This is a genomic window from Neobacillus sedimentimangrovi (assembly GCF_010614825.1).
Taxonomy (GTDB): domain Bacteria; phylum Bacillota; class Bacilli; order Bacillales; family Cytobacillaceae; genus Neobacillus; species Neobacillus thermocopriae.
Genome location: NZ_JAAFZF010000021.1, coordinates 35,006 through 48,487 on the forward strand (window position 1 = coordinate 35,006; position 13,482 = coordinate 48,487).

12 protein-coding genes and 1 pseudogene are annotated in these 13,482 nt (G+C 38.1%); 7 read left to right on the forward strand and 6 right to left on the reverse strand.

What is annotated here, in order from left to right; all coding sequences use genetic code 11:
- Window positions 1-249: 249 nt before the first annotated feature.
- Window positions 250-1,539, forward strand: a complete 1,290-nt coding sequence (locus tag GZA11_RS08955; protein WP_163183531.1) for an NCS2 family permease — start codon at window positions 250-252, stop codon at window positions 1,537-1,539.
- A 117-nt stretch (window positions 1,540-1,656) separates the two neighbouring features.
- Entirely contained in the window at window positions 1,657-2,637 is a 981-nt protein-coding gene (locus GZA11_RS08960; RefSeq protein WP_038539063.1) for a Gfo/Idh/MocA family protein, read from the forward strand.
- A 138-nt stretch (window positions 2,638-2,775) separates the two neighbouring features.
- Here GZA11_RS08960 and GZA11_RS08965 read toward each other — a convergent pair whose 3' ends face one another.
- The 5 genes from GZA11_RS08965 to GZA11_RS08985 all read right to left on the reverse strand — a co-directional run bounded on the left by GZA11_RS08965 (window position 2,776) and on the right by GZA11_RS08985 (window position 7,658).
- Window positions 2,776-3,282 carry a hypothetical protein gene (locus tag GZA11_RS08965; protein WP_235924942.1) on the reverse strand — a complete coding sequence of 169 codons (507 nt, stop codon included), beginning with the start codon at window positions 3,280-3,282 and terminating at the stop codon, window positions 2,776-2,778.
- A 278-nt stretch (window positions 3,283-3,560) separates the two neighbouring features.
- On the reverse strand, window positions 3,561-4,019 hold the full coding sequence (locus GZA11_RS08970; RefSeq protein ID WP_038539061.1) for an SgcJ/EcaC family oxidoreductase: 459 nt from the start codon (window positions 4,017-4,019) through the stop codon (window positions 3,561-3,563).
- A 188-nt stretch (window positions 4,020-4,207) separates the two neighbouring features.
- Window positions 4,208-4,738, reverse strand: coding sequence for an NUDIX hydrolase (locus GZA11_RS08975; protein WP_163183532.1), 531 nt, complete (start codon window positions 4,736-4,738; stop codon window positions 4,208-4,210).
- A 156-nt stretch (window positions 4,739-4,894) separates the two neighbouring features.
- A complete protein-coding gene (locus tag GZA11_RS08980) occupies window positions 4,895-6,277 on the reverse strand; it encodes an L-cystine transporter (RefSeq protein WP_163183533.1) in 1,383 nt (460 codons plus the stop codon).
- Window positions 6,278-6,476: 199 nt separating this feature from the next.
- Window positions 6,477-7,658, reverse strand: a complete 1,182-nt coding sequence (locus GZA11_RS08985) for a NupC/NupG family nucleoside CNT transporter (RefSeq protein ID WP_163183534.1) — start codon at window positions 7,656-7,658, stop codon at window positions 6,477-6,479.
- Between the two features lie 339 nt (window positions 7,659-7,997).
- Between GZA11_RS08985 and GZA11_RS08990 the strand changes: the two genes are divergently transcribed.
- The 5 genes from GZA11_RS08990 (at window position 7,998) to GZA11_RS09010 (ending at window position 13,236) form a co-directional block, all read left to right on the forward strand.
- The gene (locus GZA11_RS08990; protein WP_163183535.1) at window positions 7,998-8,690 is read left to right on the forward strand and encodes a response regulator transcription factor; all 693 of its coding nucleotides are present in this window, start codon (window positions 7,998-8,000) and stop codon (window positions 8,688-8,690) included.
- Complete coding sequence (locus GZA11_RS08995) at window positions 8,687-9,691, forward strand: sensor histidine kinase (protein WP_163183536.1); 1,005 nt, start codon at window positions 8,687-8,689, stop codon at window positions 9,689-9,691. The genes GZA11_RS08990 and GZA11_RS08995 overlap by 4 nt, the downstream gene beginning before the upstream one ends.
- 100 nt (window positions 9,692-9,791) lie before the next feature.
- Window positions 9,792-10,556 carry an ABC transporter ATP-binding protein gene (locus tag GZA11_RS09000; protein WP_163183537.1) on the forward strand — a complete coding sequence of 255 codons (765 nt, stop codon included), beginning with the start codon at window positions 9,792-9,794 and terminating at the stop codon, window positions 10,554-10,556.
- On the forward strand, window positions 10,546-12,483 hold the full coding sequence (locus GZA11_RS09005) for an FtsX-like permease family protein (protein ID WP_163183538.1): 1,938 nt from the start codon (window positions 10,546-10,548) through the stop codon (window positions 12,481-12,483). The genes GZA11_RS09000 and GZA11_RS09005 overlap by 11 nt, the downstream gene beginning before the upstream one ends.
- Window positions 12,484-12,714: 231 nt before the next feature.
- Window positions 12,715-13,236: a hypothetical protein gene (locus tag GZA11_RS09010; RefSeq protein ID WP_204317760.1), complete on the forward strand. Its 522-nt coding sequence runs from the start codon at window positions 12,715-12,717 to the stop codon at window positions 13,234-13,236.
- An 89-nt stretch (window positions 13,237-13,325) separates the two neighbouring features.
- On the opposite strand, the pseudogene GZA11_RS16700 reads toward GZA11_RS09010, so the two are convergent.
- A pseudogene (locus tag GZA11_RS16700) lies at window positions 13,326-13,482 on the reverse strand (group II intron reverse transcriptase/maturase); the annotation flags it as partial.

Here is a 13,482-nt window from a genome sequence, read left to right on the forward strand (position 1 = left end):
CATTCTTTCACAAGAATGCTTTTTTTCATATCCAAACTCGTCCTTCCCATACAGGAAAATCTAAACCCAATAACCTACCATTTACCAAAAAAGTAAATTCCACCAATCCTGAATACGTTCATACACTAGGTGCTAGGTCTTCTGTCTTGTCTAGATGATATGTTATAATATTCTCGGCATGAGTTGTATCGAAATACGATAAACTTGATGCGGGTGGGAGAGGGACACACGAGAAAGTGTGATAAAAAAATGAAGGGAGTTTTCAAGCTTAAGCAACATGAAACCAATTTGAAGAGGGAGGTTATCGCAGGGATTACGGCATTTTTCTCCATTGTCTACATTATTGCGGTCAATGGGAATATCCTTCAGGATGCGGGAATTCCGCTGGAAGCCGGAATCATTGCCACCGTTCTTTCTTCGCTCATAGGCTGCTTGCTAGTCGCCTTTATAGCCAATGCTCCATTAATCCTCGTTCCGGGTATGGGTATCAATGCCTTATTTACCTATACCATTGTCGGATCGCTCGGACTTAATTACATGGAAGCATTAGCTGCAGTTATCATATCAGGAAGCCTTTTTGTGATCGTGGCTTTTTCAAAATTGGCCACCGTTTTATTCAAGGCCATTCCCACATCATTAAAGGAATCGATTACTGTCGGGATTGGCTTATTCATTGCCTTTATCGGCTTGCAAAAAAGCGGAATTATCGTTGGAAACCCAACGAACTTTGTAGCTCTGGGCAATCTGTCGTCCCCAGTGGTACTGGCTTCGATCATTAACCTGATTTTGACGTTATTTTTATTTTTAAAGAAAGTACCAGGGAATTTCTTAATCAGCATTATTGTAGGTACCATTATCTCTTACTTTTTCGGGCTGGTTCATTTCCCAAAAGAAGGTACAGCATTTCTTTCCTTTTCGGACTATAAGAATGTCTTATTTAGTGCCGACTTTGGAAAAATGGCCACCATTCCATTTTGGAGTGCCACTTTTTCACTGGTGTTAGTACTTGTGTTTGAAAATATTGGGCTGCTGCATTCCCAAGTGAATGGTATGCTTCAAGCACCTGAAAAGAACGGCAAGTCACTTAAAGCCGTTTCCCTTTCCACGATCGTTTGTGGATTGCTAGGCACAAGCCCTTCGGTATCAACGGTTGAAACAGCGGCAGGCATTACAGCAGGCGGAAGAACAGGAGTAACCTCTTGTGTAACAGGGTTTCTCATCTTATCCTCTCTATTCTTTATGCCATTTATTAAAATGGTACCGAATACGGCCATCGCTCCCATCCTCATTATTATTGGGGGATTAATGTTAACGAATATCGTCCATATTGATTTTACCGATTTCACGGAAGCCTTTCCGGCCTTTCTTGTGATCATTATGATTCCGTTAACCTACAGCATTGTCGATGGAATCGCATTCGGATTCATTGCTTACCCGCTGGTAAAACTTTTTACTAACAAGCAAAAACAGCTTTCTTTATCCATCTATATCGTTTCCATTCTGTTCTTAACCAACTTTCTACTTCACGCCATTGGTTAACAGAATGTTTTATACAAAAGCAGAATGTGTTGACATTCTGCTTTTTATTTGTCTTTATTGGCATACACCGAAAAATCCATTATGATAAAAGGAGTTTAATGATAGGAGTGCTTTGAAATGAAAATTGCAACCATCGGAACAGGATTCATTGTTGACTCTTTTCTTTCTGCAGTAGAAAAAATTGACGACGTCCAGTGTGTGGCGATGTATTCTCGAAAAAGGGAAACCGCCAAGCCACTCGCGGAAAAATATCACATCAACACCATTTATACCGATTTAAAGGAGATGCTTAAAGATCCCGCGATCGAGTTCATTTATGTGGCATCTCCCAACAGCCTACACTATGAACACACTCGCCTTGCCTTAGAGCATGACAAACATGTCATTTGCGAAAAGCCATTCACTTCTACTGTCGAGGAAATGGAGAAGTTGATGGCGCTGGCAAAGGAAAAACAATTAATGCTGTTTGAAGCCATTACAACGATTCACATGCCAAACTATCAATTAATTCGAGAGAATATACACAAGCTTGGACCAATAAAATTGATCCAGTGCAACTATAGCCAATATTCGAGCAGATACAATGCGCTTCTTGCCGGTGAAACGCCAAATGTATTCAATCCTAAATTTTCCGGCGGTGCCCTTGTGGATATCAACATCTACAATCTACATTTTGTGATGAATTTGTTTGGAACTCCGGATTCCATTCGTTACACCGCTAATAAACATCCAAATGGAATTGATACCTCCGGGGTTTTAGTTCTAAAATATCCGGACTTTATTGCCGAATGTGTAGGAGCGAAAGATACACAAAGCTTCAATTTTGCGATCATTCAAGGAGAAAAAGGCTATATTCATGTAAAAAATGGTGCAAACCCGTGCGAATCCATCATTTTACATACGGAAGATACAGAAGTTACCCTTAATAACCAGACAACGACCAATAGACTTTATTATGAACTACTAGCATTTAATGAGATGTTCAAAAATAGGGACTTCAACCGCTGCTATGAGCTGCTCGACTACAGCCATTCAGTGATCCGCATGCTGGTCGAGGCGAGAAAAGATGCCGGAATCGTCTTCGAAGCCGACCTATAAAAAATGAGCCACAATGATGAAAAGCCTGTATTGTTGATGACAAAGTAATCATTAATACAGGCTTTTTTATAAACATATTCCTTCTTCAACTAACGCTTCCGATTGTTGGATCGATGTCCTGGATTATATCTACAAAAACTAGTGCTGCATCATTTCAGGGAAGAAAATGGAAAGTACAATAAATGCAATCTCTCCCACTATAAATGCAATAGTCCAGATGATTGCCTTTCGTGAAGGGGGCGGGCCATCAAGCAATACTTTGACACCCAACGGGACTAACGCTATGCAAAGGCCAAGTAATATGAATGTGGACTCGAATCTTGTTCCTTTAAGGGTGCCTAATGGAAGGAAAAACATGGAACTTAAGGCAATTGAGCGAATGATTCCCAATGTACCTGAACGATAGGCACCAATTGCCAATAGAATCCAGCCACCCATCATCCAACCATTAAAATAACGAACGATATGGAAAGCTTGGTATGAGTCGCTTACAGCCTTTGTTGCGAGTTCCAGGCTTTGTATATTTACAAGTTGGAAAGCCATATGATCGATTCCACCATGAAAAACACGGCCAATAAGACATAGGATTGTAAACATTCCACCCCATGCTGCCAAATTGGGATGTTTCACACCAATGAATCTCACTAACGTAATAATCCCCGGCCAAAGGAAAAGGCACCCCAGCACAAAACAACTATAGGCCGAAGTGATCAGCACGGGATGCTCAGCATAGGCTTCTAGCTGCGCATCAAAAAAATAATGAAATTGTATCCTAAGGAGGGCTGCTGCCAATAATAAAAGCGGTCCAATGATTAAGGAGAATCCTCCAATCCAACGCCCAGGAAATCAGTAAGTAGTATTTTTACTTTTTTCGGATGAATTTTCTTGTATTTTATTTTTATCATTCATACATATTTTCACAGTTATTTACTACTCCTTAATACGGCTCTAAGCTCTTCTGTCATTTGTTCCACTAATTCAGGTCTACCGTGAAACTGGGCAGGAGTATTTTGAAATAAATGAATACGCCAAGTTCCTTCTTTTTTTACCAAGATAAGAGTATGATGCGTATTTACCTTCGGGTTAATGTCGTTTGATTGAGGCGGTACCATGCCAGCAATGGCTCGTAATATCGCTATGTCCGAATTTAAAAACTTTACACTTTTTACTTTACTAACAAATTGAGCAGTTTGATGGTGCTCAAAGATAGGGTTAAGATGCGAAAATATTTCCTCCCTGCCGATTGATTGGCTACCATCAAAACCAATGCTTTCACCATCTTCAGTAAATAGGTCTGACATTCCTCGAGCATCTTGGTTATTCCAAGCCTCTAATAATTGTTCATAGACTGCTTGTACATCTTTGGAAGAATTGCTTTCCATATTATTCACTACTCCCTCATCATTTCCTATTTACTAAATATTTTAATATAAAAAGGGAGTAAGGATTATCTTTCATAACCATCCTTACTCCATTATTAATATATCTAATAAATTCATGGACTTTTTTTTACGCTTATTTTAATGGCGCTCGTTTCCTTTATCTATTTTAAGGCTATCGTATTCCATCATTAATCTGTGGCAAACTTATATCTTAGTATCGCTGCCAGTCCTGCCCCATGACGAAAATCTCCAGTCAAGACCATTTCTTTAAGTGTTTTCATACTGATTTTATGTACTTCAATTTGCTCACTATTTTCCAATTGTTGTTTTGTTTTTGTTAATCCTGCGGCTGCAAACAAGAAAATTTCCTCACTAGTCGAACCAGGGGACGGATAAAAGCTGCCAAGTTCCATCCAGTGTTCTGCTTGATAACCGGTTTCTTCTTCTAATTCACGTTTGGCCGCTGTCAACGGTGACAAATCTGATCCACTGTCAATCATACCAGCAGGAAGCTCCCATTCCCAGCTTTTTAATGAATGGCGGTATTGCTTTAAACATAAGATTTTATGGTCATTCGTAATGGGAAGAATGCAAACTCCTTTAGCAAAATCAATATAAGAAAACGTCGTGATTTCTCCGTTAGGCAATGTTACTTCATCCGTTGCGATCTCAAAACGATCTACCTGCTTTTTTGTTGAATGATTTATTTTCCACTCCATCACACTTCACCTCACTCGTTTATTTTACCATGTATTGTATTTATGATGGCTTTAGTTATAATTTTTAAGAAAAATAGGAGAGAACTTTACTCCCATGTGGAGTGATGAAAAAAAGGCTGCCGAACGAAATCGACAGCCTCCTTCTCACGACTCTATTTATGCTTCAACCACATTTGGTCGCTGGTAAACTTCTTTTTCAAATTCACCCGTTGCCTTACTTGTTAACACACCGGCCGTCATCGCACCGCTGACGTTTAGAGCTGTACGGCCCATGTCAATTAAAGGTTCAACGGAAATCAACAAACCAACAATCGCCACCGGTAAATTCATCACCGATAGAACGATTAACGCTGCAAATGTTGCCCCACCGCCGACACCAGCAACACCAAATGAACTAATGGTAACCACCAGAATTAACGTTAAAATAAACGTTGGGCTAAACGGATCAATTCCTGCTGCTGGCGCAACCATGACCGCAAGCATGGCAGGATAAACACCTGCACATCCATTTTGTCCGATGGTAAGTCCAAAAGACCCTGCAAAGTTGGCAATTCCTTCTGAAACACCGAAGTCCTTTGTCTGTGTCTTAATAGTCATCGGTAATGTTCCCGCACTAGAACGTGAACTAAAAGCAAACGTTAACGTTGGCAATCCTTTTTTCACATATTTAACAGGACTTAACTTAGCAAATGATAATAGCAATAAATGAACAATAAACACGAGAATTAACGCCACATAGGAAGCGACAACAAATGTACCTAATTTGACAATGGCATCATAATCACTTGTTGCTGCCACTTTCGTAATAATTGCCAAAATTCCATATGGGGTTAATCTTAAAATAAGCGTAACCACACGCATGATAATCGCGTATAAAGAATCAATGATTTTTGCAAATAACTCAGCATTTTCAGGATCCTTACGTTTGATGCCAAGGTAAGCAACCCCGATAAATGCTGCAAAAATAACCACCGCAATCGTGGAAGTCGAACGTGCCCCTGTTAAATCAAGGAATGGATTTCCTGGAATAAATTCAATAATTTGTTGTGGCAGCGTCATGTTTTCAACCGTAGTCACACGCTCCACTAAAGCCTCGTTTCTCGCCTTTTCCGCTTCCCCTTCTGTTAATTGAATGCCATCAAGACCAAATCCTAAAGCAGAACCAATCCCAATGGCAGCAGAAATAGCTGTGGTTCCTAATAAAATCCCAATGACTAAAATACTGATTTTACCAATATTTTTCGTCAATTTAAGCCTTGTAAAAGCACCGACAATGGATATGAATACGAGCGGCATAACCACCATTTGTAACAATTTCACATAACCAGTGCCGACTATATTAAACCAATCGATCGTTCCAATTGTTACTTCATGCTGAGCTCCGTAAATGAGATGAATCATAAAACCAAAAACAATTCCTAATCCCAATCCGGTAAAAACACGTTTGGAGAAAGAAACATGCTTCTTTTGCATGATGAACAAACCAGACATAAGCAACAAAAGCACGGCCACATTTACGGCAATTAATATGTTATTCATTGTATACCCCCCTATTAATCTTTCAAAAGTTTAATACACAAATTCCTATAAGTCAAGTAGGGATTGTCCGATCAATACGTACAAAACAGAGAAAAGAACCAGTTGCGATTCATGATGAATAAGGTGAAAGCAAAAGACGTTTGGACTACACATTTACTTTCTTATTAAAAAGAAAACCTAGTGCAACAAGCACTAGGATTTATAAAACAAAACTTACAATAACGCCTGAAAGCAGGCTGACAAGTGTAGCACCGTATAGGAGTTTTAATCCAAAACGGGCAACCACATTTCCTTGTTTTTCGTTCAAGCCTTTTACCGCACCAGAAATAATACCGATAGATGAAAAGTTTGCAAAAGAAACTAAAAATACAGATATAATTCCGAGTGTTCGTGGAGAAAAACTATCTGCCACTTTTGATAAATCCATCATCGCGACAAATTCATTTGTCACCAGCTTCGTAGCCATAATCCCGCCAGCACGAACCGCTTCGGAAAAAGGAATCCCCATTAAAAACGCAAATGGAGCAAAGATATAACCTAGCAATTGCTGGAATGAAAGACCAAACAATAAATCAAACGTATGATTAATTCCAGCTATTAAGGCAACAAATCCTATGAGCATCGCACCGACAATGACTGCTACCTTAAATCCGTCAAGAATATACTCCCCTATCATTTCGAAAAACGACTGTTTTTCTTCCTCACGGATATCTAAAATATCTTCATCTTTCTCTACTTGATAAGGGTTAATAATGGAAGCAATGATAAAACCACCAAATAAGTTCAAAACAAGAGCTGTCACCACATATTTTGGTTCGATCATTGTCATATATGCTCCCACAATGGACATGGAAACAGTAGACATGGCTGAGGCACATAATGTGTACAAACGATGAGCCGGTAGCTGACTAAGTTGTTTTTTCACCGTGATAAAAACCTCGGATTGGCCAACCATCAAGGATGCAACTGCATTATACGACTCCAGCTTACCCATACCGTTTACCTTACTAAGAATCAAACCGATTCCCTTCATGATCAAAGGTAAAATCTTAAAATATTGAAGAATTCCTATTAATACCGATATAAATACAATTGGTAGTAATACATTTAGAAAGAAAGGCATTTCCCCTTCATTAGCTATCCCACCAAAAACAAATCCAACACCTTCATTCGCATAATCGAGAAGTTTTATAAATACAGTAGAAATCCCGTTAATTAGGATTAACCCAACTTTCGTATTCAGCAAAGCAGCAGAAAGGATCAATTGAATAACAATCATCATCACAATTGGCTTGTATCTAATTTTTTTCCGGTCTGAACTCACTACCCATGCTAACGCGATCACAAATATCAGACCTATTATTGAAATCAAATAATGCATACAGTACCTCCTATTGTTTGTAGACGCTTTCAAATATGAAATCGTTTTCTTGATGTTAGTCGTCTGACAACCATACAAAGAGTATCAAAAAATTGATGAAATGTAAAATGACGAATTAATAGGACTTTTCAATATTATAGGACAGTTCTACAAACTCTCCTCTTCCTACCTATCATTACTCATCGTTTCCAAGATCACATCCATTTACAATACCAATAACTGGTTGAATTTGGATTTTATTGGATTCAACTTCTTCTTTTGGAAGCCTACAAACCTTTGGCATGAAGGAAATATTTACTATACAATGAAGAGAGGAAAATCAAAAAGTTGGTGAACACATTGTTTAAACTGCTATTGATTGAAGATGATGTTACCTTATTTCAAGAAATGAAAGAACGGCTAACAAGTTGGTCTTATGAAGTGTATGGAATCACTGACTTTTCCAAAGTGTTTCAGGAATTTACCGCCATTAAACCTGATTTAGTCATTATCGATATTCAATTACCTAAATTTGATGGGTTTCATTGGTGCCGAATGATCCGATCCCATTCGAATGTTCCGATCCTATTTTTATCTTCACGTGATCACCCTTCAGATATGGTAATGTCTATGCAGCTCGGTGCTGATGATTTTATTCAAAAACCATTTCATTTTGATGTCCTAATCGCAAAAATCCAGGCTATCCTTCGTCGTGTTTACGATTATAGTACCGATTCTATTGAGTTAAAAACATGGTGCAATGCCACCATTGATTTTCAAAAGAATACTGTCACCAATGAATTAGGCACCATTGAGCTGACAAGAAATGAAATGTTAATTTTGCGAGAACTTATTAATCAGAAAAACAAAATATTAAGCCGAGAAGCTTTAATCAAAGCATTGTGGGAGGACGAACGTTTTGTTAGCGATAATACGTTAACCGTTAATGTAAACCGGCTTCGAAAAAAATTAGATGAACTCGGCCTCGGGCGTTTTATTGAAACAAAAGTGGGCCAAGGATATATGGCCGTGGAAGAAGGACCGGTCTTATGATTAAAAAATATTTGATCGAACGAAAAAGCTGGATTCTTCTTGTCCTATTCCTTGAAGCCGTAACTCTTTTTATTTCTTACCTTGATTCGGCGATCCCGATCCTTCCCATACTTTATATTGTTTTTTTATCGCTCCTAATTTTTGTCATTTTTTTGTTCTATCGTTACCAAAAGGAAACAAAATTTTTTAAAAGCTTACAAGAATGGGATAACGATTTAGATGTGACAAGACTGGCCGATGCGGAAAGTCCGTTTGAAAAAATCATTGAAACGAGTGTCATCAACCAAACCGAATTATTAAAGAGGGAGTCTTCCTATAATCTGATGACTTTAGAGCAGGAAAAGGACGACCTTTTAGCGTGGATTCATGAAGTAAAAACCCCTTTGACAGCCATGTCATTAATGATTGACCGTATCGAAGACGAAAAACTGAAAGCAAGCTTAACATACGAATGGCTGCGCATTCATCTTCTTCTTGATCAGCAGCTCCACCAAAAGCGAATTCCGTTTATGGAAAATGATTTGTATATCGAAAAGACTGATTTAAAAGCAGTCATTTTTAAAGAAATTAAAGCATTAAAATCTTGGTGCATGCAAAAAGGGATTGGCTTTGAAGTCAATCTTGAGGGTGCTGAAGTCTTGACTGATGCCAAATGGTTGGCTTTTATCCTCAGGCAGTTGTTAACCAATGCCGTAAAATACAGTGAAGCCTCTGATATATTCATAAAAAGCTATGGAAAGGATGGTCACACGATTCTTGAAATAAAGGATTATGGGCGTGGAATTGATCCAAAGGACCTTCCCCGCATTTTTGAGAAAGGCTTTACTTCAACTATTGCCCATCAGGACCGTGGTGCAACTGGCATGGGACTCTATCTTGCTCAAAAAGCCGCCGAACCGTTACGGATCCACATCAACGTAGAATCAACCTTAGGAAAAGGGACTACATTCTCCTTAACCTTTCCAAAGAAAAACGAATTCGATCACATTACCGGCATGTGACAGATTTGTCACATGCTTTTCGTATTTGTTCGCCAAATCGAAGGAATGGGATACACACCAGCTTTTATAATAAGACTATCGAATAAAGGAGTGTGTTGATATGCCAATCTTACAAGCTAAAAAATTATATAAAAGCTATGGAAACAAGTTTAATAAGCAGGAAGTATTAAAAGGACTGGACCTAAGCATCCATCAAGGAGAATTTGTCAGCATTATGGGTCCGTCAGGCTCGGGAAAAACAACTTTACTGAATGTCCTCTCCTCCATTGATCAAGTGAGCCACGGCATGATACACATTGAAGGCAAAGAAATCACTCGGATGAAGGAGAAGCAGCTCGCTGAATTCCGCAAACAACATTTAGGATTTATTTTTCAAGAATATAATCTACTCGATACTTTAACCGTCAAGGAAAACATTCTCTTGCCATTATCCATTTCGAAAATGCCCAAAAAAGAGGCGGAGCAGAAATTTACAGAAGTAGCCACGGAACTGGGGATTTACGAACTGAAAGATAAATACCCAAATGAGATTTCCGGTGGACAAAAACAGCGGACCTCTGCGGCTCGAGCATTTATCCATGAACCGAGCATCATTTTCGCCGATGAACCGACCGGTGCGCTAGACTCCAAATCGGCCTCTGACTTGCTTCACAAATTAAGCCAATTAAACGAAAAACGAAATGCCACGATCGTGATGGTAACGCATGATCCAGTGGCAGCAAGCTTCAGTAGCCGCGTTATTTTTATTAAAGACGGACAAATCTTTACACAGCTCAACAAGGGCGAACAATCACGGCAGATGTTCTTTCAAGACATCATGAAAACACAAGGCGTTTTGGGAGGAGTGCCACATCATGAGCATTAATCAACTCATCCTCCGTAACCTGAAAATGAATTTAAAAAACTATTATCTCTATGTATTTGCGCTTATTTTCAGCGTTGTCCTTTATTTTTCCTTTGTTACGCTGCAATATGATCCTTCCATGAGTGAGGCAAAAGGTACGGTTAAAGGGGCGGCTGCCATTCGGGCAGGATCCGTGTTACTCATTGGAATTGTATCTGTCTTTTTACTTTATGCTAATACGATTTTTATTAAACGGCGCAGCAAAGAAATTGGTTTATTTCAATTGATTGGAATGACGAAAGGCAAGATATTCCGCATCTTGAGTGCCGAAAACTTTATTCTTTATTTCAGTTCCTTAATCATTGGGGTTTTTCTCGGGTTTTCCGTCTCTAAGCTTATCGTAATGATTGTCTTTAAAATTACCGGAGTGGAAGCCATTGCAAAACTTCATTTTTCATCAGAGGCATTCGTGCAAACCGTCATTGTTTTTTCAGCTATCTACCTTTTGATCATGCTGATGAATTATTTATTTATTAAGCGTCAGACAATCTTGGGATTATTCAGAGTCCAATCATCCACGGAAGGGAATGCGAAAAAGTTATCGGTTTGGGAAATGATTATTGGAATTGCCGGCATGGTTTTCATCGCTCTCGGCTACTATATATCTTCGAAATTATTTGATGGTAGCTTTACAACGGTAACAGAGCTTTTCGTGGCGATGATATCAATATTAATTTTGGTTATTGTCGGGACCTATCTTTTTTACAAAGGATCCGTTAGTTTTATCTTTCATCTCATTCGAAAAAAGAAGGATGGGTATTTGTCTATTAACGAAGTCATGTCCCTGTCTTCAATCATGTTCCGCATGAAATCGAACGCCCTTCTTTTAACCATTATTACAACTGTGTCCGCCTTAGCAATCGGGTTGCTATCCCTTAGCTATATCTCCTATTATTCAGCAGAACAAACAGCGAAAGATTATGTTGCAGCGGATTTTGCCTTTATCTATTCGGATGACGCCAAGCGTTTTACAGATGCACTTGAAAAAGAAGGTATCGAGTATAAAGAGAAAAGGATTGAAGTGATTCAGACAAATGCCAACCTTTCAAATATCATCGATTCTAATTTAGAAGAAAAGTTGTTTAACCCTAACAACTTGACCCTTCCCGTGGTAAGTGAGCGGGCTGTCAAACATATAAATGTCTCACGAGATGAAGTGGTTTTATCTGGTTATAATGATTTAATGCAAAGATTCATGCCCCTTAAAGATTCCGGACCTATTGAATTGGAAGGGCAAAAAGAAGTTATCCCATTAAAGTATACAGAATTGAAAAAAGATCATATCGTCTCAATATATTTTACATTCAGTTCTCCCGTTGCGATTGTCGACGAAACCATCTTTACACAGTTAAAAAACGATCTCAATCCAGATATACAGAGGGAGTCTTCCCTATATATTGGAATTGTATTAAAAGATGAAACAAAATTAGGAAAGGCTAATGACAAATTCCAACAAATGGAGTTTAAAGGTGATAGCGACTCTCGTCTTGAAATCAGCAATCACGAGAAAAGAGTATTAGGACTTGCGATGTTTATTGTCGGCTTCTTAGGCTTAACCTTCCTTATCACATCCGGATGTATCCTTTATTTTAAACAAATGGGTGAAAGTGAAGAGGAAAAACCAAACTATACAATCTTACGGAAGCTTGGCTTTACACAGGGAGATTTAATTAAAGGGATTCAAGGAAAACAGCTCTTTAGTTTCGGCATTCCATTGGTGGTCGGGCTTTCTCACAGCTATTTTGCCGTTCAATCCGGCTGGTTCCTATTCGGTACTGAAATTTGGACCCCTATGCTGATTGTCATGCTATTATATGCGGCATTGTACTCCATCTTCGGCATTCTATCAGTCTTCTATTACAAAAAAATTATTAAAGAAGCACTATAATTTATGGCTCCAGTTTGCATAGGCACTGGAGCTTTTTTCTTATCATTCGATAAGACTCCATGGTTATTAAAACCATAAAAAGATATTTTTTCATAATCTTCCTCCATATTACTTTTTTCAATAAAATTACATTTAAAATATAATTGAAAAACAATTCAAAAAAGAGACTTTTTTAAATATTTTTTCTGATATAATTGAATCGTTTTAAAAAATATCCATTTGGAGGAAAAAATGAGAAAATTTTTCATTTTAATAACTTTACTATTTATTATTACCTCTTGTAGTCAAGAAGCAAATTTTGACTCCCCTATTTATTCCGGGAGTAAACTAAAAATTGGGATTGTAGGAGACAAACCAAAAATTAGAGAAAAAAATATTTCATTAATCTCATTGTCAATGGAAGATATTTTACAGAATAAATTCAAAAATTTAGACAGTGTCTTTATAACTAAGAGGTACTTGAAAGAAGCAGCAAAACCCCAATATGCGGAAGTTTATCTACAATCGCCTATACCATTTATTTTTATTGAATCTGAGAAAGTTTATTTGGCGTTTATTGACGATCAATTAAGTTATGAAAATGCTCATACAAACAAGTCAGAAGATTATTTAATAGGATTTTATAAGGACACCTATTGGGGACTAGGACTCCACAATAATATTAAAAATGAAAAAACTATCCAAGATTGCTATTCTAGATTGTTTGTTATTCTGGAACGCTTTAAAAATACAGGTGAAATAATAATAGATTAGAAAAGTTTACTTTAAATCGAGTAGGAGGGGGTGATTAACCCTCGTCCTCTCACACCACCGTACGTACGGTTCCGTATACGGCGGTTCAATCAAGATAAATGACGCAAGAATTCATAACGTTTCTGTAGACTTTTAAGCCCTTGGTTACTCCAATAGGAGTTTCCAAGGGTTCTGTGTAATATGGGACTTTTTGAGATTCGCCAATAACCTTTACGACTGTTCCCCCATTCATAAGCTTTCCATTCA

Bases quoted from the DNA above. Each gene is read 5' to 3' on its own strand.
- GZA11_RS08970 (WP_038539061.1), bottom strand. From the start codon at position 4,019: ATGGAAAGCAATTCTTCCAAAGATGTACAAGCAGTCTATGAACAATTA.
- GZA11_RS09000 (WP_163183537.1), top strand. From the start codon at position 9,792: ATGCCAATCTTACAAGCTAAAAAATTATATAAAAGCTATGGAAACAAG.
- GZA11_RS08985 (WP_163183534.1), bottom strand. From the start codon at position 7,658: ATGCATTATTTGATTTCAATAATAGGTCTGATATTTGTGATCGCGTTA.
- GZA11_RS08955 (WP_163183531.1), top strand. From the start codon at position 250: ATGAAGGGAGTTTTCAAGCTTAAGCAACATGAAACCAATTTGAAGAGG.
- GZA11_RS08995 (WP_163183536.1), top strand. From the start codon at position 8,687: ATGATTAAAAAATATTTGATCGAACGAAAAAGCTGGATTCTTCTTGTC.
- GZA11_RS09005 (WP_163183538.1), top strand. From the start codon at position 10,546: ATGAGCATTAATCAACTCATCCTCCGTAACCTGAAAATGAATTTAAAA.
- GZA11_RS08980 (WP_163183533.1), bottom strand. From the start codon at position 6,277: ATGAATAACATATTAATTGCCGTAAATGTGGCCGTGCTTTTGTTGCTT.
- GZA11_RS09010 (WP_204317760.1), top strand. From the start codon at position 12,715: ATGAGAAAATTTTTCATTTTAATAACTTTACTATTTATTATTACCTCT.
- GZA11_RS08975 (WP_163183532.1), bottom strand. From the start codon at position 4,738: ATGGAGTGGAAAATAAATCATTCAACAAAAAAGCAGGTAGATCGTTTT.
- GZA11_RS08960 (WP_038539063.1), top strand. From the start codon at position 1,657: ATGAAAATTGCAACCATCGGAACAGGATTCATTGTTGACTCTTTTCTT.